The sequence below is a fragment of the Gelidibacter gilvus genome, assembly GCF_004115975.1.
In the GTDB taxonomy this organism is placed as follows: domain Bacteria; phylum Bacteroidota; class Bacteroidia; order Flavobacteriales; family Flavobacteriaceae; genus Gelidibacter; species Gelidibacter gilvus.
In genome coordinates, this window is sequence record NZ_SDDZ01000001.1 from 283,218 (window position 1) to 308,252 (window position 25,035).

Here is a 25,035-nt window from a genome sequence, read left to right on the forward strand (position 1 = left end):
GGTTTTTGGATAAAACATACCATATATCGTCCTATTGCCAGATTAAAAACAGCAGGATTTCGCTTGATGGAAAGCTTCTATTTTCGAGTTCCATTCAGGAATTTCAACCATTTATTAAAAGTGCAGCACAGCATCTGAACACCAAGTATCCGAAATTCTACAAAATGGACAATTTGAGTAAACTGGCATTTTTGGCGGCTGATATCCTATTAAAAAATGCAGAATTGGATTCAAATACAGAGCATAATATCGCTATCGTTTTGTCCAACAAAGCATCCAGTCTTGATACTGATAGAACCTATCAAGCGTCCATAAGTGATACAGAAAACTTCTTTCCGAGTCCCTCAGTATTTGTATATACCTTACCCAATATTTGTATTGGCGAAATAAGCATCAAACATCAACTACATTCTGAGAATTGTTTTTTTATCTTTGACAGCTTTAATGCTGATCATTTATGGATCAATGCCCAAAGTCTTTTAAAGCAACAAAAAGCAGAGAAAGTCTTGTGCGGTTGGGTTGATTTTGATGATAAAAACTACGAAGCTTTCTTATATTTGGTAGAAGAAAATGGTATTATTGCACATAATCCAAATGAAATTAAGAGATTATTTAAAACATGGCAGACTTAAGACAGGAATTAAAAGAGAAGATTATAGAGCAATTGAATCTGGAAGAGTTTACCGTTGCCGATATTGCAGATGATGATGCACTTTTTGGCGATGGATTAGGATTGGATTCCATTGATGCATTAGAACTTATTGTGATGTTGGATAAAGATTACGGCATCCAATTGACGGACCCAAAAGAAGGGAAAGAAATTTTTAAATCCATTGCTATTCTGGCAGATTATATTACGGATAACAGAGCCAAATAATAATAAATATGGGCGTTGCAATTACCGGAATGGGTATAATTTCTGCAATAGGTCATTCTGTTGAAGAAAATAAGACGTCTCTATTGGCATCAAAAACGGGTATTGGAGATCTCCAACATATCCAAACCATCCATTCTCAAGCGATAAGAGTAGGCGAAGTTTCCCTTTCCAACGCAGAATTAACAAGGCAACTACAACTTCCTGATGTTCATAACTACACCAGAACTGGATTGTTAGGACTTTTAGCTGCAACAGCGGCACTTGAAAATGCAAACATTTATGATTGCTCAACATATAGAACCGGATTTATTTCCTCCACAACTGTGGGAGGGATGGATATGACCGAAAAATATATCAAGCAATTTGCCACGGATGCGGCAACTCAAAAATATATAGAGACGCATCATGCCGGTGATTCTACCCAAAAAATAGCTGATACTCTCGGAATTAACGGATTGGTCACCACCATCAGCACAGCCTGTTCTTCAGCAGCCAACGCCATAATGCTGGGGGCGCGTTTAATAAAAGCTGGGAAATTAGATCGCGTTCTTGTTGGCGGCACAGATGCGCTCTCAAAATTTACCATCAACGGATTCAAAACCTTGATGATCCAATCAGACAGTCTCTGTGCGCCTTTTGACCAGCATAGAAAAGGATTAAATTTGGGAGAAGCCGCAGCTTATTTGGTTTTGGAATCTGACGCAGTGGTTCAAAAAGATAAAAAGAACGTCCTTGCTTACCTTTCTGGTTATGGCAATGCCAATGATGCCTTTCATCAAACAGCATCTTCTGATAATGGCGAAGGAGCGTTTTTAGCGATGCAAAAAGCATTAGAAATAGCAAAATTGAATCCCAATCAAATCGATTATGTCAATGCTCACGGCACCGCAACGCCCAACAACGATCTTTCAGAAAGTAGGGCGCTCCAACGTGTATTTGGAAAAAAGCTACCTGATTTCAGTTCTACAAAATCCTTTACAGGTCACACTTTGGCGGCTGCCGGTGCAGTAGAAGCGGTGTTTTCTATCTTAACACTTCAAGAACAGTACATCTTTCCTAATCTTAACTTTAAAACACCAATGCCAGAAACGGGACTCAAACCCATAACTTCAGGAGTTAAAAAAGAGATCCAACATGTCTTATCCAATTCCTTTGGATTTGGTGGCAATTGCTCCACGCTTATTTTATCAAAAGCATGAAAAAAGTCTACATCAATAGCGCCGTAACTATTTCAGCTCAGGACACTTTTGAATCAGACGGGTTTTTGAATGCGGTTAAAAAACTATCAGGAAAAACCGTCGCTGCCCGTTATCCAAATTATAAAGATTATATCGCTCCAGCCAACTTAAGACGTATGGCTGAAGCGGTTAAAATGGGTGTTACTGCTGCAAGTAAAGCTTTAAAAGATGCTAAAATAACCCAACCCGACGCTATTATTACAGGAACAGGAATGGGTTGTATTGATGATACTGAGAAGTTTCTGAACGCCATCATTTCAAACGACGAACAATTTTTAACACCTACTTCTTTTATCCAATCCACTCATAATACCGTGGGTGCACAAATTGCTTTGGGTCTAGAATGTAAGGCTTACAATAATACTTACAGTCATGCATCCGTGTCATTTGAATGGGCATTAATAGATGCACAATTACGCTTGCAACAAGAAGAATCAGAAAACGTACTTGTTGGTGGTTACGAGGAGTTGGGCAAGGAAATCATCACTTATAGGAGAATGATGGAAGATGTTGACGGTTTAGGAATTCAAGTTCCTTTTGGCGAAGGTGCATCGTTTTTTGTTGTGTCTTCAGAGAAAACAGAACATAGTGTAGAACTGATTGAAATAGGGGTTTATAGCACCATTTCAACCGAATCAATTCAGGACAGTTTAAAACAGTTTTTAGCAAAAAATGACCTTGATCTTTCCGATATTGACGTTTTCGTAAGTGGCAGAAACGGCGATGGTTTTGATATCTATTACGACTTAACCGCCGAACTTTTCGAAAATATTACTCAACTCCAATACAAACATCTCAGTGGCGAATTTTACACAGCCTCCGCTTTTGGGTTGTGGACTGCTTATTCAATTCTCTCACGTCAAGAGATACCAGAAGCAATAATTTTTAAAGGAGAAATCAAATCTGATAGCCATATTATTTTGCTTTACAATCAATTTAAAGGTCGAGATCACAGCTTTATCCTTTTGAAACGATGAGAAACTTCAGAATTCTAATTGTCATTACAATCATCTTGTTTTTGATTTTGGCAATCGCCGATACTATTGTTGGCATTGCATTATGGTGGTATGGTTTACTCTTTATCTTATGGTTTTTGATGATGGCTATAGGATCATTCTCCATGAGCTGGAAATTCTATTTAAACCCAATCACTTCTCATAAAGTCCTTAGGGACAAAAAAATCGCACTTACTTTTGACGACGGTCCAAATCCGGATTTTACTTTAAAGGTGCTGCAGATTCTGAAAGATTACAATGCAAAAGCAACTTTTTTCTGCATCGGTCAACATATTGAAACATATCCTGAAATTTTAAAAGCAATCGCCGTTGATGGTCATGACATCGGTAACCATTCATTTTCCCACGACTTGATGATCGATTTTAATTCCACAGAAAGATGGCTACAAGAAATCAAACAAACTGACAATAGCATCCATAAGATCACTGGTAAAAAAGCCACGCTCTTTAGACCTCCTTTTGGAGTGACCACGCCAAAATTGGCGCGGGCATTAAAAGTCACTGAACATAAAGTCATCGGTTGGAACATTCGTTCTTTTGATACTGTTATCAGTAATCCGCAGAAGATTCTCAAGCGCATTACAAAACGCGTGCATCCCGGAGCAATTATTCTGCTTCACGACAAACAGACAAATGTTTTGTTAGTTTTGGAACATTTATTGCAATTCCTAAAAGAACACGAGTATCAAGCCGTGACCATAAATGAACTTCTCCATGACAATTAATAATCACATCCTCATTTTAGCGTTTATCGTTACATCTGTTTTCAACGGGATTTCACAAACAAAACTTTCGGCATCAGAACAAACGGAATTCAAAGCGAAAGTTCAAAAGACCGCTCAAAATACAGAAACCATCGTCAGCGATTTTGTGCAAACCAAACATATTTCCGTTTTAGATAATGCAATCACTTCCGAAGGAAAATTGGTATTTAAAGCCCCAGATTTAGTGAAATGGGAGTATCTTAAACCTTATCAAAACATTGCGATTTTTAAAGATGATCAACTGCTTGTTAATAATGAAGGAAAAAGACAAAACATCGATTTGGGAGCCAATAAAATGTTCAGAAGTCTAAATTCGTTGATTGTTAACAGTATTAAAGGTGACATGTTTGACGAGACGCAGTTTGATTTGGAATATTTCAAATTTGATCAGGGTTATTTGGTGAAGTTTGTTCCGAAAGATAAACGCCTAAGAAAATTCATTGCTTCGTTTGAACTTAAGTTTTCGGGTACAACTTCAGAAGTAGATGAAGTCAAATTGATTGAACCTAATGATGATTATACATTGATTACCTTTCAAAATAGAAAAGTAAATACGACGGTTCCTGAGAATGCTTTTAAGAATTGAGTGAAGAATGGGGCACCTATTCTCGTAGAGGCGCGAAGACGAAGAGGAAATCAACGTTTCAAAAACTCTGCGAGAGAAAAAATCCGAGAGAAAACCTATGAAAACCAATTATGCTGCTACAAAAATTCTATAAAATCAAAACTTCTGAATCTCATGAGGACAATTCCTTTGAGACCATTATTGACCTCCAAAAAGAGCATCCTATTTATAACGGTCATTTTCCAAATTTCCCAGTAACTCCAGGAGTCGCCATGTTGCAGATTATTAAAGAACTTACTGAAAAGCAGCTTCAACAAGATTTGTTTTTGAAATCGGCATCCAATGTCAAATTTTTATCATTGGTGGATCCAAATAAAAACTCGATCTTAAAATTCAGCATCACTTTAGAGGAAGATCTTCAAAATGTCAAGGTAAAAAACACCACTTCTTTTACAGACGGAACGCCAGTATTGAAATGTTATATTACCTTTGACAAACGCTAATTACGTCTCAAATTTATGACGCTCCCTGAAATCCAATCTCAAATAAAATCTTTACGCTGTTGTGTGGTCTTGCCCACTTACAACAACGAGAGGACTTTAGAACGGGTTTTAAACGGTGTTTTACAATACACCAAGGACATCATTGTCGTCAATGATGGATCAAATGATAGCACACGAGAAATTTTATTAAATTACCCACAAATAATCCAACTCCATCAGCCTCAAAACGTTGGAAAAGGAAATGCCCTGAAAACTGGTTTTAAACATGCCGTTAATTTAGGTTTTTTTTACGCCATAACCTTAGACACTGACGGTCAGCATTTTCCATCAGATATTCCTAATTTTATTGAAGCACTTGAGGCATCCGAAAACAAAAACATTCTGATTATTGGGGATCGCAACATGAACACTGCCGATGTCTTGGCAAGAAGTGCCAAAGGCAATCGGGTGTCCACCTATTGGATGAAAGCCGCGACAGGACTTAAACTTCAGGATTCACAATCCGGTTTTCGTCTGTATCCTATCAAGGAAATGACCTCCATCAAATTCATGAATGCCACCAAAAAATTTGAATTTGAAATTGAAGTCATCGTCAAATCCTATTGGGCAGGTATTGATGTTATACACGTACCCATCAAAATACTTTATGACTTAGAGGAGCGGGTCTCACACTTCCGACCTTTTATGGATATTGCACGCATGGTCGTCCTTTATATTTGGTTTCTACTTGTTAGATTGTTTTATATTACGCCTCGTAATTTTTTTAGAAAACTAAAAAAAAAAGGTCTAAAACGATTTTTTTTTGAAGACTTTCTAAGAAATCAGGATTCTCCCAAAAAGAAAGCACTATCTATAGCTTTGGGTGTTTTTCTCGGCTTGTCCCCACTTTGGGGATTTCATACCGTTATCGTCATTTTCTTGGCTATTTTACTCAAGCTCAACAAGCTTATTGCATTCGCTTTTTCTAATATCAGTTTTCCTCCATTTATTCCTTTTGTACTTTTATTGAGCTTGCAAACCGGAAATTGGGTATTGGGCATCGAATCCCATTACACGTTGGAAGGCATTCGAGAAAATTTTGACTTGATGCTCCATTTGGAAGCCTATCTTGTTGGCAGTTTGGTGCTTTCCACATCCTCTGCCTTGGTTTTTGGCCTTTTAGGCTATGTGTTTTTTTTAATAATTGACAGTAAAAAAGTGTTGACACATGGCTAACTTTTTCTACACTTTATATAACAAGATCCAAAGGCACAAAACGGTTTTTGGAGTGACGTTGATTATAATTTTCGGACTTTTGATTTGGACTGCTTCCACCATTAAATTTGATGAAGACATCTCCAAATTAATTCCGAGCAATTCAGAAAACGAACAATTACAAAAAGTCTTAAAAACCGCTCAATTTGCCGATAAAATTATCGTACATATTGAAAAAGGGAACAGCGTTACTACAGATGATTTAACGGACTATGCCTCCCAGCTTTTAGATTCTCTTTCTACCCACTCCAGCGAGTTTATAAAAGACATTCAAGGAAAAATTGAAGACGAAACCATTTTTAAAACCATGGATTTCGTTTATAACAATGTCCCGTTATTTTTAAATACTAAGGATTATAGCAACATTTCAAATAAATTAGAACCCGATTCCATTGCAAAAATCACAGAGAACAATTACAAAACCTTGATTTCACCTTCTGGAATTGTTTCGAAACAAACCATTATAAAAGATCCGCTGGGCATCTCATTGATGGCTTTAAAACATTTACAGCAATTGGGAATTTCAGATGATTTCACCCTAAAAGATGGTTTTTTGGTCAGCAAAGATGAACGTCATTTGCTCCTATTTATAACGCCTGCATATCCCAGTAATAACACCACGGATAATGCGAAGTTTTCCGAACATCTCTATAGGTTCCAAGACGATTTGAATACCGTTTTTAAACACAAAGCACAAAGTTCCTATTTTGGAGGAACGCTGATTGCGGTCGCCAACGCCCAACAGATTAAAAGCGACATTCAGATTACCGTAACCATTGCCATGGTTTTACTAATGACGCTTTTTATTGTGTTCTATAAAAAATTGACCATCCCAATTATTCTATTTGTGCCGACCCTTTTTGGCGGACTTTTAGCCATCACCGTTTTATCAGTGATCCGATCTGAAATCTCTGCAATTTCGTTGGGAATTGGTGCCGTACTTTTAGGCGTTACATTGGATTACTCGTTGCACATCCTGACCCACATCAGAAATAACGAAACGGTAAAAGAGCTTTTTGACAGTGTTTCAAAACCGATTTTAATGAGCAGTTTAACAACAGCATTGGCATTTCTATGTTTGCTGTTTGTCAATTCCCCAGCGCTTCAAGATTTAGGCGTTTTTGCAGCCATCAGTGTTATGGGGGCATCTGTTTTTGCTTTGGTGTTTATTCCTCAAGTTTATAAAGGAAAATCTGCCCCGAATGCGAAACGTTCTATCGTTGATAAAATAGCTTCGTACGACTTTCACAAAAATAAAATCCTCATTGGAAGCATTGCCGTCCTTCTCATAATAAGTGCCTTTAGCTATCAACGCGTGACTTTTAACCAAGATATTTCCAATCTGAATTTTCAACCGGAAACCATTAAATCTGCGGAAGCGAAGTTGGACACCTTGATCAACATTTCATCGAAATCATTGTACTTGATCGCTTTTGGAACCAACGAGCAAAAGGTTTTGGAAACCAACGATGAAATTTTCAATCAACTTCAAAATCTAGAGATAGAAGACCAAATCTTAAGTTATAATTCTGTTGGCGCTTTGGTTGGTTCAGACAAAAAACAACAAGAATCCATCCAGTTTTGGAATCAGTTTTGGACTGCAGAACTAAAAACGCAAATCCAATCTGAATTAATTGAAAACGGAAATAAATTCGGGTTTAAACCAACCACATTTGAGGAATTTTACGCACTTCTAGATCACCACTTTCAACCTTTATCAATTGATGATTATAGAAAAATTAATGTGATCCCGATCTCTGATTTTATTGCTAAGGATGAAGATTTCATGACCATAACCTCGGTAGTTAATGTGGAAAACGATCATATTGAAGAGATTAAAAACACCTTCAAGAATTATGATAACACTTTAGTTATTGACCGACAAGCCATCAACGAAACGATGTTGGGTCATCTTAAAAACGATTTTAATAAGCTGTTGGTGTATTGCGTCATTGTAGTTGTTCTATTGCTGCTCATTTTTTATCAAAACATCAGATTAACCTTGGTTACGGTCATTCCAATTATCATCACATGGTTTGTAACTATCGGTATTATGGGACTTTTTCATTTAGAATTCAATATTTTCAACATCATCATTTCCAGCTTTATTTTCGGATTGGGAGTGGATTACAGTATTTTTATGACCAATGGGATGAGGTCAGGAAAATCATCCATGACCACTCATAAAACCTCCATCATTCTGTCCGTTTTAACCACGATCTTGGGCGTTGGTGTATTGATTTTTGCAAAGCATCCAGCATTACATTCTTTAGCAACCATTTCTATCATTGGAATTCTTGCAGCCATGTTTATTTCGTTTGTATTGCAGCCGATATTGTATCAGTTTTTAATCTCGAAAGAATCTCACGTGGAAAAATCTCCCGCAGATTTCGCAGACCCGCCTGACGGTCGGTCAGATAGGAATTTATAGAAAAACATCAGCGGGAAATAATCCGAAAAACTTTAAGTAATTTGTCAACCAAAAGCCTTCATTATGGGAACCATTAAAACATCACCAATTACCAGAGTAAAATCCATAAGTAAGGAAGACTTTATTGAACACTATTTCAAGCCACAAAAGCCTGTTCTAATTGAAAACCTCGCTAAAGATTGGCCCGCTTATGAGAAATGGAACTTGGATTATATCCAAAGTTTAGCTGGAGATCAAATTGTTCCTTTGTATAATAATGAGCCGACCAAAGGCCGTCAGAACTCAGTTGTTCCGGCTGAAAAAATGAAACTTTACGATTATATCGAAATCCTCAAATCACAACCTACAGATTTGCGGATGTTCTTTTATAATGTGTTACAAAAAATGCCACAATTACTGAACGATTTCAGCTATCCTGATATCGGGCTACAATTTTTTAAAAAATTACCCGTGATGTTCTTTGGAGGTAAAGGCTCTAAGGTTTTGGCACATTATGATATGGATTTGGCGGATTTGGTACATTTTCATTTTCACGGCCACAAACAGGTCACTCTTTTTGCTCCAGATCAAGCGAAACATCTTTATAAAGTTCCATTTACCGTTCATAATCTGGAAACGATTGATATGGACCATCCTGATTTTGAAAAATATCCTGCTTTACAATTGGCAGAAGGGATTTCTGTACAAATGAAACATGGCGACGCTTTGTACATGCCAAGTGGCTATTGGCATTATATCACTTATCTAGATGGTGGATTTTCCATCACCTTACGTGCGTTTCCAAGAAAAATAGGCCGTTTGGCAAAGCTATTTTCAAATATTGTTTTTATGCGGACTTTTGAAAATGTCATGCGCCGTACCATGGGTCAAGGATGGGTAGATTACAAAGAAAACCAGATGGTGAAACGCATGAACAACAATTACAAAAAAAAGTATCCAGATGCATAACAAGCATCACATAATACATTTCTTTATTAGTAGCTTACTTTTTTTGGTACTCAGTTCGTGTGGTGTTAAAAAATCGCTTAATACCCTCCCAGACGTTAGTGGCTATAATGCTAATATTCCTGAGCGCACAAAAATCAATGACTCCACTTTTTTTGTTGGAAATAATTTTCTGACCAAAAACAAACAAGGCCTTTGGGAACTTTATGTGGAAGGCGATCCGTTAGAACGTGGTCTCATTTCTGGACGTTTATCTGAAGAGTTGATCTATAAACAAGAGGCTGTGTTTTTGAATAAAATAGAAAGTTTGGTGCCTTCAGAAGGCCAACAAAAATTCCTCAGAAAGTTTTTGTCCTGGTACAACCGTAAAATGTACAAACATGTGCCAGAGGAATTTCAATCGGAGTTGTATGGGATTTCACGTTATATGTCAGATGATTATGATGCCATTGCTACGCCTTATCTGAGAGCTTTATATCTCCATGGCGCGCATGATATTGCCCATGCCCTAAAAGATCTTGCATTAGTAGGATGTACGTCTTTTGCGGCTTGGGATGAAAAAACGGAGGACGGCGGACTTTTAATCGGTAGAAACTTCGACTTTTATGCTGGCGATGATTTTGCAGAAAACAAAGTGGTCTCGTTCATCAATCCGGATGAGGGATACAAATTCATGTCTATCTCCTGGAGCGGATTTATAGGCGTCGTTTCGGGCATGAATGAAAAAGGTTTGACCGTAACCATCAACGCAGGAAAATCTAAAATTCCTTGGATTGCAAAAACACCAATTTCCATCTTGACAAGAGAAATTTTGCAATATGCCTCCACTATTGAGGAAGCTATTGCAATAGCCAAAAAACGTGAGGTTTTTGTTTCAGAAGCCATTATGGTGAGCAGCGCCAAAGACCGTAAAGCGGTTTTGATAGAAGTTTCGCCCAAGGATTTTGGAGTTTATGATGTAGATAATTCAGATGAATTAATTTGTTCCAACCATTTTCAAAGTGATACTTATAAAAAGGATCGTCGCAATAAAAAAACCATTCAAAATAGCCATTCGCAATACCGATATGATCGGATGGCACAATTACTTTCAGAAAAGGAAAAAATCAATCCTGAGAAAGCGGTCTCAATATTAAGAAACACAGATGGTTTAGACGATGAAGCTATTGGCTATGGCAATGAAAAAGCCTTGAATCAACTTTTGGCACATCATGGCATTGTTTTTAAACCTGAAGAATTAAAAGTATGGGTTTCCGCTAATCCTTATCAATTGGGCGAATTTGTAGCTTATGATTTGAATACAGTGTTTAGCGACCGACAAGGAAATCCTTCGGCAGTGACATTATCCAATCCAAACCTGAACATTCCAAAAGATCCGTTTCTGAATACGGAAACCTATAAAAATTATGAAATGTATCGGATTTTGGAAGCCAAAGTGGAACATGCCCTGAATCATAAAGAAAAGCTTGACGACAGCACGCTTCAGAAATTATCACAATTAAATCCGAAGTATTGGAAAGCCTATTATCTTGCAGGACTTTATTTTTACAATCATAAAGAGTATCAGAAAGCGTTCAAAAGTTTTGAAGTAGCTTCCAACAAAGAAATAGCAACCCGGTTGGAAGCAGATAAAGTGGCCAAATATCTTAAAAAATCCAAAAGAAAATCACGATGATTCCTGAAATAGAAACCAAATCTGCAGTAGAAATTAAAACTTTTCAGGAAGCAAAACTCAAAATTGCCCTGAAGTATCTTTCCGAGAATTCTCCATTTTACAAGCGTCATTTTGAAAAACATCAGATCTCAGTTTCAAAGATACAAACCCTTGAGGATCTGACAGAAATTCCCGTGACCACCAAAGATGATATCCAACAATTTAATGACGATTTCATCTGCGTTTCAAAATCTAAGATCATTGATTATGTAACAACTTCCGGAACTTTGGGAGATCCTGTAACTTTCGCGCTAACCGATGCCGATTTGGAGCGTTTGGCTTACAACGAAGCCATTTCTTTCGCCTGCGCGGGTGTCACATCAAGTGATGTATTACAATTAATGACCACCATTGACCGTCGTTTTATGGCAGGTTTGGCTTATTTTTTAGGCGTCAGAAAGCTAGGCGCAGGCATTATAAGAGTTGGTGCGGGAATTCCTGAATTGCAATGGGATTCCATTATAAAATTCAAACCCACCTACCTCATCGTTGTGCCTTCGTTTTTGTTGAAACTGATTAAATACGCCGAACAACATGATATCGATTTAAATACGTCCGGTATAAAAGGCGCCATTTGCATTGGAGAAAGTTTCAGGAACGACGATTTCACCCTAAATACCTTAGGCGAAAAAATTACAGAGCATTGGCAAATTGATTTGTTTTCGACTTACGCCTCCACTGAAATGAGCACGGCCTTTACCGAATGCAAAGCACAACAAGGTGGGCATCTCCATCCTGAGCTTATCATTGCAGAACTTTTAGATGATCATGATCAACCCGTAAAAGATGGGGAAATTGGTGAACTCACCATCACCACTTTAGGCATTGAAGCCATGCCACTCTTACGTTTTAAAACAGGTGATATGATGAAAGCACATAACCAACCCTGTTCCTGCGGAAGAACGACGCTGCGTTTGGGACCAATTGCCGGGAGAAAAAAGCAGATGATTAAATATAAAGGCACCACCTTATATCCGCCAGCGATGCAAAATATTCTCAATAATTTCAACGCCTTGGAGTGTTTTGTTATTGAAATCAGCCATAATACCATTGGAACTGATGAAATCTTGATCAGAATTGCATCAAACTCGCCTTCTGATGAATTATTGAACCAAATAAAAGATCATTTTCGAGCCAAACTACGGGTTACTCCCAAGATCGAATGGTCTGATAAAGAAGTGATCGATGCCTTACGTTTTCCTAAATTAAGTCGAAAACCCATTCTCGTTATTGATAAACGAAAATAATGGCCTATTTTTAACCTGACCATGACAGAAAAAAACAGCATTCTAAAAAGACCTCACAAAAAGCCAATCCTCTGGGATGCTTTTTTCAAGGCAACGGATACCCAAAAACCTTTGGTCATATTTTGTCATGGTTATAAAGGTTTTAAAGATTGGGGCGCTTGGGATTTAGTGGCAGAAGCGTTTTCGGAAGCGGATTTATTTTTCGTAAAATTCAATTTTTCGAATAATGGCGGTACGATGGATCAACCCATTGATTTTCCAGATTTAGAAGCTTTTGCAGAAAACAACTATTCAAAGGAACTGGAAGATTTGGATGCGCTCATCAAATTTTTGCATTCCACATCCAACCCTTATCAAGCTGAAATCAATCCCAACAAGCTCATTGTTATCGGACATTCACGAGGTGGCGGTATTGCGACCATAAAAGCATCAGAAGACCAAAGGATTACGAAGTTGATTACTTGGGCAAGTGTCAGCGATTTCGGAAGGAGAACCGCCACTTCAAGCGAACTTGAACAATGGAAAAAAGATGGCGTGAAATACGTGCTGAACGGAAGGACCAAACAACAATTACCACACAATTATCAGTTTTATGAAGATTTCAAAGCGAATGAAACACGCTTAAACATTGAACAAGCCGTTAAAAAGCTGAACATTCCGCATCTCATTATCCATTCAAAAGATGATCCTTCCGTACACTACACTGAAGCTGAAGAGTTACATTCCTGGAATCCTAAAAGCATCCTATTTCCAATAGAAAATAGTGATCATGTCTTTGGCGCATCACATCCTTGGTTGAAAGGCGATCTTCCAAAACCTTTGAAAACTGTTATCCAAAAAAGCATTGCTTTCATTAATAAATAAGAGTTCATTTACAAACAATGCAGTTAAAGATATTTTCGAATGGGTACGCCCATGTTTGAAACATTTGATAATATGCACACAATACTGAATTGTCAACACTTTTGGTAAGTCCCTCTAATTAAGAACAATACAATTTCGATGAGAAAAAATATTATTATAGCCCTTTTGATTCTTACCCTTTCGGCTTGTGCCACTTATAAGCCACAGTCTATAATTCCCGAAAAAGAAGCCTCAACCTCAAAAGAACCCGTACACACATTTTTTGTTGTTGGCGGCTTAGGAACTGCAGAAGCGGACTCCAATCCTGAGATTCAAGATCTTCTAAAGTCATATTTGGATAAAGCCAACAAGAAAAGCACCTTGCTTTATACGGGTGATTATATTCCGAAAAAAGCAGACAAAAACGAAAAGGAATCTTTTATAAAAGCACAAATTGATCTCGCCAAGGGTTTTAAGGGCAATACTGTTTTCATTCCTGGACATCATGAATGGAGCAGCAACAACACCAAAGAAATTGAATGGGTCGAAGATTATTTAAAAGATAATAATATCAAAAATTTTGAAGTGCAGCCTACAAATGTCTGTCCTTTAGAATATGTTGAAGTCAATGAAACCCTAGATATTCTTTATGTCGATTCCAATTGGTTTGAGACGAATTGGGACCATGTTGAAGGCATGAATAAAAAGTGTCCTGACATTAATACCAAACGTAGATTCAACGAAGAATTTGAGAGCTATATTAAAGACTCTAGAGGAAAGAACTTATTGATAGTGATGCATCATCCTATTTTTAGCAATGGTAAATATGCAGGGAACAGAACTTTTTTAGAAAGCATTACACCACTGCCAATAGTTGGAAATATCGTTAATGAAGTTATTGATTTAGGAGGTTTTTCAAAGCAACGACTCAAATCTCATCGTTATAATTATTTACGTACCGTGATCAGTTCCTTAGTTCAGGATAATGACAGGGTGACCATTGTGTCCGGGCACGAAGAAAGTTTGCAATACTTAGCCAGTAATAACATTCGTCAAATTATTAGTGGATCATTAGGTTCTCGTACTGGAACTAAACTTTCTAAGGGAAAGATTGTCAATATTGGCGGTTCTTTAAATTTTGAAGGGCAGTTTACTTATGGTGAAAACGGCTTTGCAATTATCAACTATTATGAAGATGGCACTTCGGATGTGAATTTTCTCACAGAAAAAGACACCTACGCTTTTGACCTTAATACCAAGTTTCCAGAAACAAAAGAAGAATATCCAATTCCGACATTTTCAGAACACACAAAAACATTGGCCATTACTAACGATAAAGATAAACTTGATAAATCAGGATTTTATAAATTTATTTGGGGTGATCGATACCGTTCTTATTTTGGAACACCTGTCACGGCAAATATTGCCATCTTGGACACTTTAAATTCAGGTTTAAAAATAACCAAACAAGGCGGTGGGCACCAGTCTTTTTCTGCACGTCTTGAAGATGCAGAAGGTAAGGAATATGCCATGAGAGGACTTGAAAAGGATGCTTTAAAGTTCCTTAGGTTTAAAGTTCCGGGAATTGCCTATGTAGAAGAAGATTTTAAAGGCACCTTTGCTGAAACCGTTGTTTATGACTTTTTCAGCACCACCCATCCCTATATGCAATTGGTCATTGATCCGATAGCAAAATCGGCAGGTGTCAATCACGCCAATACGCAATTATACTATTTACCAAAACAACCAGGTTTTAAATTCTTAGGACCTGATTATGGCGACCAGCTCTATTTTATTGAAGAACGCCCAATGATGGAACAAAAAGATTATGAGGGCTACAATCGGGCAAATCCTGAAGAAAAAGGAGAAGCTGTCAAATTTGAAAGCACCACTGATGTTCTTGAAAAACTGAATAGAAGCGAGAAATATAGCATTGATCAACGCGCCTACATCCGCGCCCGATTATTTGATATGCTTATTGGCGATTGGGACCGTCATCAAGACCAATGGCGCTGGATACAATATGAAGTCAGTGAAGATGACATACGATTTATTCCTATCCCTCGAGACAGAGATGCCGCCTTTTCCAAATTTGATGGCGTTGCCATTCCCATTATCAAAATGCTCATGCCCGACGTGAGGTTTTGGCAATCTTACGACACGGATATAAAGAATGTGAAATGGTTTAACGCCGAAGGCAATAATCTGGACATCGCATTTTTGAATAAACACGATGCATCGGTTTGGGTGGAAGAAGCCAAAATAATCCAATCAAATGTTACCGATGAGATTATTGACCAAGCTTTTACACGATTGCCAACTGAAGTTCAGGATGAAGCTTCTGATGACATCAAACGCAAACTCAAAGGCCGATTGAAAAACCTTGATGGTATTGCCAAACGATATGGTGACCGGATGCAGCAAATTGTGGTCATCCATGGCACCCATAAAGATGATAAAATAGAAGTGACGCGTCTTCCACAGGGCAAAACCAAAGTGGTGCTCAAACGCTTAAAAACTGATGCTCCAAATCCAATTTTCTTTGAACGTACGTTTGATAGAAAAGACACAAAAGAACTCTGGATTTATGGGTTAAATGATGACGATAAATTTGAAGTTTCCGGAGAAGGTGATCGTGAAATTATGGTGCGCTTGGTTGGTGGTCATGGAGACGATGTATTTGAGATCAGCAATCGTAAAAACCTGAAAGTTTATGATTGGAAACATGAAGAAGCTAAGTTTACAGATAAAACTCCTTCAAAACAATTCACCCAACTTTATGAAACCAACACTTATATTTACCGCGAATTTAAGGAGAATAGTAACGTATTCTTTCCAAATTTAGGCTTTAAAACAGATGAAGGTGCGTTCTTCGGATTGAAAGACACCTACACCAACCACGGTTTTAACGGTGAGGATTTTAGATATAAGCATACACTATCAGCCAATTATTTTTTCAATTTCGGTGCTGTAGAAGCCAACTATTATGGCGTCTATGCCAACATCATTCCTAACTGGAATTTTGAAATGGTTGGGTATTATGCCAGTGCCCAATTTGCTAACAACTTTTTTGGTTATGGTAATGACACCACCTATGATGAAGATGTGGTAGGCAAGGATTTTAATAGAGCGCGCATAAAACAAATTAAATTAAGAAGCGGGATTGCTTATCGAAGCATCCATTTACATGCACTTTTTGAAAACTATAGTGTTGAGGAAGATCCAAATCGATTCTTTAATACCAGTAATTTTGGCGAGGACGTCTTTGAAACTCAAAATTACATAGGTGCCGAAGCTGATTTACTCTATGAAAATGCCGATGCTTTGGACTTTCCAACCCGTGGACTTTATTTTAAAGCGGTATTAGGCTATAAGAAAAATTTGAAATTAGATAATAATCAATTTGGTTACGCCGTTTTTAAACTCGGTTTTGACCGTAAATTGATTCCCTCGGGGGACTTAGTATTGGGCTCAAAAGCAGAGATAAGAACCAATTTTGGAGACGACTATTTATTTTATCATGCTCAGTCTATAGGTGGCGACACCGGATTACGAGGCTACAGAAATGATCGTTTTGCTGGAAAATCGTCATTTTATCAGAGCACCGATCTTAAATGGCGTTTAAAAGAATTCGTCACGGCTTTAACTCCAATCACCTTGGGGATTTTTGGTGGTTTTGATTATGGCCGTGTTTGGGTGTCCGACGACATGTCAAATACGTGGCATAACTCTTATGGTGGCGGATTTTGGTTAGGTAGTTTAAATGCACTATCTGTAAACGCAGGGTATTTCGTATCTGATGAAGATGCCATCATCCAAATAGGCCTCGGTTTTGGATTTTAATTAATCAGTAAAAATATCGGTTGCCATGAGTTTTGAGATCATCCTTGTATTTATCATTCTTGGAGTAACCATTCTGCTCTTTGCAACAGAAGCATTGCCTATAGATAAGATTGCATTCCTTATTATCGTAGCACTTGTTTTAACTGGTCTAACCTCTCCTGAAGAGGCAATCAGTGGTTTTTCCAGCTCCGCCACCATCACCATCTTGATGCTCATGATTTTGGCAATAGGTCTCGAAGACAATGGTGTTATTGATCTTTTGACGCAGTCCATCAAGAAATTAAAAATTCTACCAATGGTATTGATGGTTCCGGCGTTCATGCTTATCTCGGCATCCATTTCAGCATTCATTAGTACCACGGCAGTTGTCGTCATTTTTATTAAGATTATTGCGCAACTTTCTGAGAAGTATAATTTCTCTGCTCCAAAATTATTAATGCCCATTTCTTTTGCTGGTATTTTAGGTGGAAGCTGTACGTTAATGGGAACTTCCACAAACCTGTTGGTAAATTCTGTGGCCCAAAAGTTAGGAGCAGAACAGTTTTCGTTTTTTGAATTTACGGTATACGGTGTTATTTTATTAGCTGTTGGCATTGTGTTCATGACCATTGCAAGCCGATGGTTACCAAAAACCAATAACAATGAACTCACCGATACTTTCGTTGACAACACGTTTATGTTCACGTTGACCGTAAAACCAGAATCAAAACTTATTGGCACTGCTTTATCAGATGCTAAATTTTATAAAAACCCAGATATCCGTGTATTAAGACTTATCCGTAATGATATTGTCAACAATGCCCCTGGACCTAATACAACACTACGCGTTGATGATAAGTTGGTCGTTTTAAGTGATGTCAAAGCGTATGCTTCCATCTCAAAAGATGATTTCAGGCTTACCGCTGAAAGTGAATTGTATTTTCCGGAGGATATGGATGCAGGTCTTGAAAACGAAAGTAAAAAAATCAGATACAGCTTTGTGGAATTATTGATTCTTCCAGGATCTGAATTTATTGACAAATCGTTCTCCGAAATTAAAAACTTACTTTTTAATGTGGCGAGGCCTTTGGGAATTCAAAACAGAAGACAATTTGAAAAAGGAATGCGTCTCAACCTTCCTAAAATCATAAAAAACAACAACTTACAAGCTGGAGACAAACTACTTTTGAAGGCAAAAGAAGATGAAATCAAACATCTGTATTCCATAGACAATACCATAGTGCTAAGACATCATGAAGAAGATTACAAGATTAATCCTTACAAAAGAACGATAAGTCTCTTAGCCCTGGTAATGGTTGTAGGTTTGGCGGCAAGTGGTGTGTTAACCATCTTATCAAGTGCATTGTCTGGCGTTGCGTTGCTTCTCATAACAAACTGCATCAACTTATCAAAGATTTATAAAAAGGTAAACTGGCAAATCATTTTTTTATTGGCAGGCATGATTCCATTAGGGATTGCCATGCACAACTCCAAGACAGATATGTGGATCTCAGAGGTTTTACTGAATTTGCTTACGGGTCAGAACAACATTATTATTTTAGGTGTCCTGTTTGGAATTACCATGATCATGAGCGGTTTTATATCCAACAACGCCACTGCGGTCATCATCACACCTATAGCCATAACTCTGGCTGCTGGGTTAGATTTACCTGCCAAACCGTTTATTCTTGCGGTCATGTTTGCCGCCAATTTTAGTTTCTTCACACCTATGGGGTACCAAACTAACACATTAATTTACGGAACTGGCGCTTATAAGTTCAGGCATTTCTTGATCATTGGAGGATTATTGTCCATTATCTTGTTGGTTGTGGGCACGCTTCTGTTATCCACAATGCTTAACGGCCACTAATTTCAACTTTTTAGTGTCTTTATTTTGCGATTTATTAAAACTACCCCGCTTTAATATCCTTATTCAGTAAAAATTTCAATTTCATAATCGTATTAGAGCTAGCTTTAGTAATTTTAGATGTTCAAACAAATTTAAATACATGTCAAAGCAACCAAAATTAACGCGTTTTAATCAAAGCGTCTTATCAAAATATCAAATCTATAATGGTATTTTCATGACCTTGCCATTTGATGCCGTCACAAAAACCGGTGTTTTATTGCCATTGTTTCATGAGACCTGCCGTAAAGGCTTTAGTGATGGTATGGATCCTACCTCTATAGTCAATTCATTTTTTGAAAAATACCAAGCCCGACGCAGTCCAGAAAGCCAAATCAACTTACTGTTTCGTTTTATCCAATATATTGAACGTCAAGTCGTATTGTTTGACGCCATAGAAGATGCGGCATTCCCGATAGTCAATAATATGGATGGGATTGGTACTTTAAGAAGTTTGAAAGAAAGCGTCTCTGCAGAAAACAAAATGGAATTGCTCCGAAAATATCTGAAGGAATTTAAGGTCCGTATTGTATTGACCGCTCACCCTACGCAATTCTACCCAGGCTCCGTTTTAGGTATTATTACGGATCTGACCGAAGCCATTAAGGAAAACGATTTGCTTCGCATCAACGATTTGCTTGCACAATTAGGGAAAACACCATTTTTTAAACATGAAAAACCAACTCCTTATGATGAAGCCGTCAGCTTAATCTGGTATTTGGAAAATGTTTTTTATAAATCCTTTGGGGACATTTTCGACTATATCCAACAGAATATATTTGATGGAAATAAAATTGACAATAACATCATCAATATTGGTTTCTGGCCAGGCGGAGATCGCGATGGAAATCCCTTTGTGACGCCTGAAATCACTCTCAAAGTGGCAGAGCGTTTAAAAGAAACCATAATTAAAAACTATTATCGCGACGTTAGAAGACTGAAAAGAAAACTCACTTTTAGAGGTACTGAAGAGCGTATGTCGCTCCTAGAAAATGAACTGTATGAATTGATGATTGGCAATCCTTCTGAATTGACCTTAGACGATTTAAAAACGGAATTAAATTCGATAAAAGACATAATCATCCAAAAACACCAATCGCTGTATGTTTCTGAAATCAACAGTTTACTCAATAAAATCCATCTTTTCGGATTTCATTTTTCAACGTTGGATATCCGACAGGACAGCCGTGCGCACGAAAAAGTGTTTATCGATTTAGTGAAAACCTTATTAAAAAGTGGCAGTACCATTTTTCCGAAAAATTATTTTGAACTTTCACCATCAGAACAAGTGCAAGTACTCTCAAAAGTTGAGGGCAAAATTGATTTCTCCTTGATAAAAGATGACGAAACGCTAAAAACCTTGCAAATCATTGAAGCTATTAAAACCATTCAGGAAAAAAATGGCGAACAGGCTTGCAACAGATATATCATCAGTAACAACCAAAGCACGCTGCATGTCATGCATTTGTTTGCGATGTTAAAACTCGTAGCGTTTCAAGATCAAATGACCGTTGATATTGGTCCTCTTTTTGAAACCATCACCGATTTGGAAAACGCTCATTTGGTCATGGAGGAGCTGTATACAAATCCTGCATACAGTGCACATCTAAAATCAAGAAACAACAAACAGACCATCATGCTTGGGTTTAGTGATGGTACCAAAGATGGTGGCTATTTGATGGCCAATTGGGCCATTTATAAAGCGAAAGAGCGCCTCACCGAAATTTCACGTAAGTATGAAGTGACCGTTATTTTCTTTGATGGCCGTGGTGGTCCTCCCGCACGTGGTGGTGGAAAAACACATAATTTCTATGCGTCATTAGGACCAACTATTGAAGACAAAGAAGTACAATTGACCATTCAAGGGCAGACCATTAGTTCTAATTTTGGCACTTTAGATTCGTCACAGTATAATTTGGAGCAGTTGATCAGTTCTGGTATTTATAATAGCTTGATTGATAGCGATTTACGTATGTTACCAGAAAACAGGGAAGTCATGGGCAATCTGGCCACTTTGAGTTATAAAGCTTACGCCGATTTTAAGGCACATCCAAAATTCATTTCTTATTTAGAGAATATGAGTACCTTAAAATACTATTCCAAAACCAATATTGGAAGTAGGCCAACAAAACGTGGCAAATCTGAAGGACTTGTTTTTGAAGATTTAAGGGCCATTCCGTTTGTTGGATCTTGGAGCCAACTTAAACAAAACGTCCCAGGATTCTTTGGGGTAGGAACAGCTTTAAAATATTATGAAGACGCCAATGAATTTGAAAAAGTACAGCATCTGTTTAAAACATCAAGTTTCTTCAAAACATTGATTGAAAACAGCATGATGTCCTTGTCAAAATCCTTCTTTGATCTGACCAAATACATGTCTGACGATCCTGAATATGGTCCATTTTGGAACATCATTCATGATGAGTACGTCATCACAAAACGTTTGATCCTTAAACTGACAGGCTTTACTGAATTGATGCAGGAAGAGCCTTCCGGTAAAGCATCCATTAGCATAAGGGAATCTATTGTGTTACCGCTTTTAACCATTCAGCAATTCGCCTTAAAGAAAATTCAGGAATTGGAGAAGGAATCGCCACGGGATGAAGCGCAAATCAAAGTTTACGAAAAAATCGTGATGCGTTCTTTGTTTGGAAATATTAATGCGAGCAGGAATTCGGCCTAAAGATTTGAGTTCATACTTCGAAATTATTTCTAAAGAGAGGTAATCAGGCAATTTTAACAGCAAAGGTTTGTAAATTATTTACAATCAAGTCTTTGTTCTTGATTCTACAAGCGCAGCGGTCTTGATACTTTATAAGAAAACAATGAATATAAAAAACATATTTAAACATTCTTCGCGAAAATATTAGGTTTTGAAATAATAAATTTTGACTTTTGACGAATAAATGAACAAACAAAACTTAAATATTATTTCTATTATTCGCGTTGTGATTATTTCACAACGATGAGGAATGGTATCTAAAGTTTAAATATAAAACGTAAAGCCTTCCTCATAATTGGAAGGCTTTTTTTGTACCTATGAATCAGATTATTGTCATTATTAGCGTGATTATTATTAGCTCGAGTTAGTTGATACAGTATGCTATTTCCATAAAAGCCTGTATCAATTGAGATACAGGCTTTTTTAATTGAAAAGTTTAGCATATTGAACGTCATAAATAAACCAACCTAAAAAATTGATTATCAATATTTTTGGTGTCAAAGATAAACGCTGAGTTTAGTCTTAAATCGTAAATTCAAAACCTTGAAACAATCTTAATATTGTAATTTTAAAACTTTAAATGATTATGAACGCGTATTCCAACAACCAAACTATTATTTACCACAACGGTGAATTTTTAAAACCTGAAGCCGCCACAGGTAGTTTATACAGCCAAACTTTGCATTATGGCAATGGCGTTTTTGAAGGGATTAGATCTTACGAAACTCCTAAAGGCGCCAAAATTTTCAAAGCTAAAGAACACTACAAACGATTAAAATACGGCGCTGAAGTCATGGGGATTCCTTTCAACTATACTGTTGAAGAGCTTACAGCAATCACCTACGATCTTTTAAAAAGAAACAATCTCGAAGATGCCTATATCCGCCCTTTAATTACTACCGGCGCTAATATGGGCTTATATACTTCAAAGGAATCTATCTTGACCATGCAGTGTTGGGAATGGGGGAAATTAATGGGCGACAAATTATTGCGTGTGATGACGTCCTCTTTTGAACGTCCAAATCCAAAATCCTGTTTTGTTGAAGCAAAAGTAACCGGGCATTATATTAACTCCATTTTATCCACCAACGAAGCTAAAGACGCAGGTTTTGATGAAGCCTTGTTATTGGATATGCATGGCAATGTCGCAGAATGTTCAGGAGCAAACATCTTTATGGAAAAAAACGGAAAGTTATATACACCTAAAAAAGGGAGTATCATGGCAGGAATTACACGTTCTACCATCTTAGAAATTTGCCAAGAAGAAGGTATTCCAGTTGAAGAAAAGCATTTCAAATTGGACGAGTTGAAACAAGCAGACAGTTCATTTTTTACGGGAACGGCAGCAGAAGTTGTTGGACTCAAATCTTTAGATGAGTATGAGTTTCCATTACGATGGACAGATTCATTAGGATTTAAATTAATGCAGTTGTACCAACAAGAAGTTTTAGGACAACGAAAAAATAAATTTTCAAAAGCACTATGAGTAATCTAAATAAATACAGTAAAACAGTCACCCAAGATCCAACACAACCCGCAGCACAAGCCATGTTGCACGCCATTGGTTTGACTACCGAGGACTTTTTCAAACCCATGATTGGCATTGCCAGCACTGGTTATGAAGGGAATCCGTGTAATATGCACCTTAACGATTTGGCTAAATTGGTAAAAGAAGGCACAAAAAATGAAGATATCATCGGTTTGATATTCAATACGATTGGTGTGAGCGATGGCATTTCAATGGGAACGCCAGGCATGCGCTACTCGCTTCCTTCTCGTGATATCATTGCAGATTCCATGGAAACTGTTGTTCAAGCCATGAGTTATGATGGGTTGGTAACTGTAGTGGGTTGCGATAAAAATATGCCGGGTGCGTTAATGGCGATGATTCGCTTGAACCGTCCAAGTATTTTAGTGTATGGTGGTACCATCGATTCAGGTTGTCATAATGGAAAAAAATTAGATATCGTTTCCGCATTTGAAGCTTGGGGCAGTAAAGTTGCAGGCACCATGTCAGAAACCGAATACCAAACTATTGTTGAAAAAGCATGTCCAGGAGCTGGTGCTTGTGGAGGAATGTACACTGCAAATACGATGGCTTCGGCTATTGAAGCATTGGGGATGACGTTACCTTATAACTCTTCAAACCCTGCACTCAGCAAAGACAAACAACAAGAATCCGTTAAGGCGGGTGAAGCCATGCGACTCTTATTGGAAAAAGACATCAAGCCATCAGACATCATTACCAGAAAATCCCTGGAGAATGCGGTGAGGTTGGTGACTATTCTTGGAGGTTCTACCAATGCAGTACTCCATTTTTTAGCGATTGCAAGAGCCGCCCAAATAGATTTTACGCTTAAGGATTTTCAAAACATAAGTGACAACACGCCATTTTTAGCCGATTTAAAACCAAGCGGAAAATATCTTATGGAAGATGTACACGCTGTTGGTGGCATCCCCGCGGTTTTAAAATATCTCCTTAAAAAAGGGATGCTTCATGGCGACTGTATGACGGTTACTGGAAAAACAATGGCAGAAAACCTTTTGGATGTAGCCGATTTAAAAGAAGGTCAAGACGTGATCATGCCTATAGAAAATCCGATTAAAATTTCTGGCCATTTACGCATGCTCTATGGCAATTTAGCTACAGAGGGAAGTGTGGCTAAAATAACAGGAAAGGAAGGCTTACGTTTTGTTGGAAAAGCAAAAGTTTTTGAAGGAGAATATGCCTCTAATGATGGTATTAGAGATGGAAAGGTAGAAAAAGGCGATGTTGTCGTTATTCGCTATGAAGGACCAAAAGGTGGCCCTGGAATGCCGGAAATGCTAAAACCAACCGCAGCCATTATTGGTGCAGGATTAGGTCAAGATGTGGCATTGATTACAGACGGTCGTTTTTCAGGAGGTACCCATGGTTTTGTGGTAGGACATATCACTCCAGAAGCGCAAGAAGGCGGTGCAATTGCTTTGGTAAAAGATGGCGATTTGATAACCATTGATGCCGAAACCAATACCATTACTTTAGAAGTATCAGAAGAAGAACTTCAAAACAGACGTTCAAAATGGCAAGCCCCTGCTTTAAAATTTGAGCGAGGCGTTCTATATAAATATGCCAGAACAGTTTCATCGGCATCTAAAGGATGTGTAACGGATGAGTTCTAAACAAATTCCTGCGCAGGCAGGAATCT

Annotated in this window: 18 protein-coding genes; all 18 read left to right on the plus strand. The window is 37.7% G+C overall.

The features are described 5' to 3' along the window. Positions 1-5 precede the first annotated feature (5 nt). The 18 genes from ESZ48_RS01260 (at position 6) to ilvD (ending at position 25,009) form a co-directional block, all read left to right on the plus strand. Positions 6-632 carry a 3-oxoacyl-ACP synthase gene (locus ESZ48_RS01260; protein ID WP_129015491.1) on the plus strand — a complete coding sequence of 209 codons (627 nt, stop codon included), beginning with the start codon at positions 6-8 and terminating at the stop codon, positions 630-632. Then, entirely contained in the window at positions 620-877 is a 258-nt protein-coding gene (locus ESZ48_RS01265) for a phosphopantetheine-binding protein (protein WP_129015492.1), read from the plus strand. The genes ESZ48_RS01260 and ESZ48_RS01265 overlap by 13 nt, the downstream gene beginning before the upstream one ends. A 2-nt stretch (positions 878-879) precedes the next feature. Beyond that, entirely contained in the window at positions 880-2,076 is a 1,197-nt protein-coding gene (locus ESZ48_RS01270; RefSeq protein WP_129015493.1) for a beta-ketoacyl-[acyl-carrier-protein] synthase family protein, read from the plus strand. Further along, positions 2,073-3,092 (plus strand): beta-ketoacyl synthase chain length factor, encoded by a 1,020-nt coding sequence (locus tag ESZ48_RS01275; protein ID WP_129015494.1) that lies wholly within the window; start codon positions 2,073-2,075, stop codon positions 3,090-3,092. The genes ESZ48_RS01270 and ESZ48_RS01275 overlap by 4 nt, the downstream gene beginning before the upstream one ends. Then, complete coding sequence (locus ESZ48_RS01280) at positions 3,089-3,856, plus strand: polysaccharide deacetylase family protein (protein ID WP_129015495.1); 768 nt, start codon at positions 3,089-3,091, stop codon at positions 3,854-3,856. Before ESZ48_RS01275 ends, ESZ48_RS01280 begins: the two co-directional genes overlap by 4 nt. Further along, entirely contained in the window at positions 3,846-4,481 is a 636-nt protein-coding gene (locus ESZ48_RS01285) for an outer membrane lipoprotein carrier protein LolA (RefSeq protein ID WP_190246179.1), read from the plus strand. Before ESZ48_RS01280 ends, ESZ48_RS01285 begins: the two co-directional genes overlap by 11 nt. 110 nt (positions 4,482-4,591) lie before the next feature. Continuing rightward, positions 4,592-4,963, plus strand: a complete 372-nt coding sequence (locus ESZ48_RS01290; RefSeq protein WP_129015497.1) for a 3-hydroxyacyl-ACP dehydratase — start codon at positions 4,592-4,594, stop codon at positions 4,961-4,963. A gap of 15 nt (positions 4,964-4,978) precedes the next feature. Beyond that, entirely contained in the window at positions 4,979-6,178 is a 1,200-nt protein-coding gene (locus ESZ48_RS01295; RefSeq protein WP_129015498.1) for a DUF2062 domain-containing protein, read from the plus strand. Beyond that, the gene (locus ESZ48_RS01300; RefSeq protein WP_129015499.1) at positions 6,171-8,648 is read left to right on the plus strand and encodes an MMPL family transporter; all 2,478 of its coding nucleotides are present in this window, start codon (positions 6,171-6,173) and stop codon (positions 8,646-8,648) included. The genes ESZ48_RS01295 and ESZ48_RS01300 overlap by 8 nt, the downstream gene beginning before the upstream one ends. A gap of 63 nt (positions 8,649-8,711) precedes the next feature. Further along, positions 8,712-9,596, plus strand: a complete 885-nt coding sequence (locus ESZ48_RS01305) for a cupin-like domain-containing protein (protein WP_129015500.1) — start codon at positions 8,712-8,714, stop codon at positions 9,594-9,596. Then, the gene (locus ESZ48_RS01310) at positions 9,589-11,268 is read left to right on the plus strand and encodes a C45 family autoproteolytic acyltransferase/hydolase (protein ID WP_129015501.1); all 1,680 of its coding nucleotides are present in this window, start codon (positions 9,589-9,591) and stop codon (positions 11,266-11,268) included. The genes ESZ48_RS01305 and ESZ48_RS01310 overlap by 8 nt, the downstream gene beginning before the upstream one ends. After that, entirely contained in the window at positions 11,265-12,554 is a 1,290-nt protein-coding gene (locus tag ESZ48_RS01315; protein ID WP_129015502.1) for a phenylacetate--CoA ligase family protein, read from the plus strand. The genes ESZ48_RS01310 and ESZ48_RS01315 overlap by 4 nt, the downstream gene beginning before the upstream one ends. A 21-nt stretch (positions 12,555-12,575) precedes the next feature. Next, a complete protein-coding gene (locus ESZ48_RS01320) occupies positions 12,576-13,418 on the plus strand; it encodes an alpha/beta hydrolase family protein (RefSeq protein WP_129015503.1) in 843 nt (280 codons plus the stop codon). A gap of 138 nt (positions 13,419-13,556) precedes the next feature. Beyond that, positions 13,557-17,240 (plus strand): ShlB/FhaC/HecB family hemolysin secretion/activation protein, encoded by a 3,684-nt coding sequence (locus ESZ48_RS01325; RefSeq protein ID WP_129015504.1) that lies wholly within the window; start codon positions 13,557-13,559, stop codon positions 17,238-17,240. Between the two features lie 25 nt (positions 17,241-17,265). Continuing rightward, on the plus strand, positions 17,266-19,089 hold the full coding sequence (locus tag ESZ48_RS01330) for an SLC13 family permease (RefSeq protein WP_129015505.1): 1,824 nt from the start codon (positions 17,266-17,268) through the stop codon (positions 19,087-19,089). 139 nt (positions 19,090-19,228) lie between these two features. After that, complete coding sequence (locus ESZ48_RS01335; RefSeq protein ID WP_129015506.1) at positions 19,229-21,808, plus strand: phosphoenolpyruvate carboxylase; 2,580 nt, start codon at positions 19,229-19,231, stop codon at positions 21,806-21,808. A 625-nt stretch (positions 21,809-22,433) separates the two neighbouring features. Beyond that, positions 22,434-23,333, plus strand: coding sequence for a branched-chain amino acid transaminase (locus ESZ48_RS01340; RefSeq protein WP_129015507.1), 900 nt, complete (start codon positions 22,434-22,436; stop codon positions 23,331-23,333). Beyond that, positions 23,330-25,009: a dihydroxy-acid dehydratase gene (ilvD, locus tag ESZ48_RS01345; protein ID WP_129015508.1), complete on the plus strand. Its 1,680-nt coding sequence runs from the start codon at positions 23,330-23,332 to the stop codon at positions 25,007-25,009. The genes ESZ48_RS01340 and ilvD overlap by 4 nt, the downstream gene beginning before the upstream one ends. Positions 25,010-25,035: the final 26 nt, after the last annotated feature.

Coding starts and splice junctions, on each gene's coding strand:
- ESZ48_RS01265 (WP_129015492.1), top strand. CDS start 620: ATGGCAGACTTAAGACAGGAATTAAAAGAGAAGATTATAGAGCAATTG.
- ESZ48_RS01275 (WP_129015494.1), top strand. CDS start 2,073: ATGAAAAAAGTCTACATCAATAGCGCCGTAACTATTTCAGCTCAGGAC.
- ESZ48_RS01280 (WP_129015495.1), top strand. CDS start 3,089: ATGAGAAACTTCAGAATTCTAATTGTCATTACAATCATCTTGTTTTTG.
- ESZ48_RS01285 (WP_190246179.1), top strand. CDS start 3,846: ATGACAATTAATAATCACATCCTCATTTTAGCGTTTATCGTTACATCT.
- ESZ48_RS01290 (WP_129015497.1), top strand. CDS start 4,592: ATGCTGCTACAAAAATTCTATAAAATCAAAACTTCTGAATCTCATGAG.
- ESZ48_RS01295 (WP_129015498.1), top strand. CDS start 4,979: ATGACGCTCCCTGAAATCCAATCTCAAATAAAATCTTTACGCTGTTGT.
- ESZ48_RS01300 (WP_129015499.1), top strand. CDS start 6,171: ATGGCTAACTTTTTCTACACTTTATATAACAAGATCCAAAGGCACAAA.
- ESZ48_RS01305 (WP_129015500.1), top strand. CDS start 8,712: ATGGGAACCATTAAAACATCACCAATTACCAGAGTAAAATCCATAAGT.
- ESZ48_RS01310 (WP_129015501.1), top strand. CDS start 9,589: ATGCATAACAAGCATCACATAATACATTTCTTTATTAGTAGCTTACTT.
- ESZ48_RS01315 (WP_129015502.1), top strand. CDS start 11,265: ATGATTCCTGAAATAGAAACCAAATCTGCAGTAGAAATTAAAACTTTT.
- ESZ48_RS01320 (WP_129015503.1), top strand. CDS start 12,576: ATGACAGAAAAAAACAGCATTCTAAAAAGACCTCACAAAAAGCCAATC.
- ESZ48_RS01325 (WP_129015504.1), top strand. CDS start 13,557: ATGAGAAAAAATATTATTATAGCCCTTTTGATTCTTACCCTTTCGGCT.
- ESZ48_RS01330 (WP_129015505.1), top strand. CDS start 17,266: ATGAGTTTTGAGATCATCCTTGTATTTATCATTCTTGGAGTAACCATT.
- ESZ48_RS01335 (WP_129015506.1), top strand. CDS start 19,229: ATGTCAAAGCAACCAAAATTAACGCGTTTTAATCAAAGCGTCTTATCA.
- ESZ48_RS01340 (WP_129015507.1), top strand. CDS start 22,434: ATGAACGCGTATTCCAACAACCAAACTATTATTTACCACAACGGTGAA.
- ilvD (WP_129015508.1), top strand. CDS start 23,330: ATGAGTAATCTAAATAAATACAGTAAAACAGTCACCCAAGATCCAACA.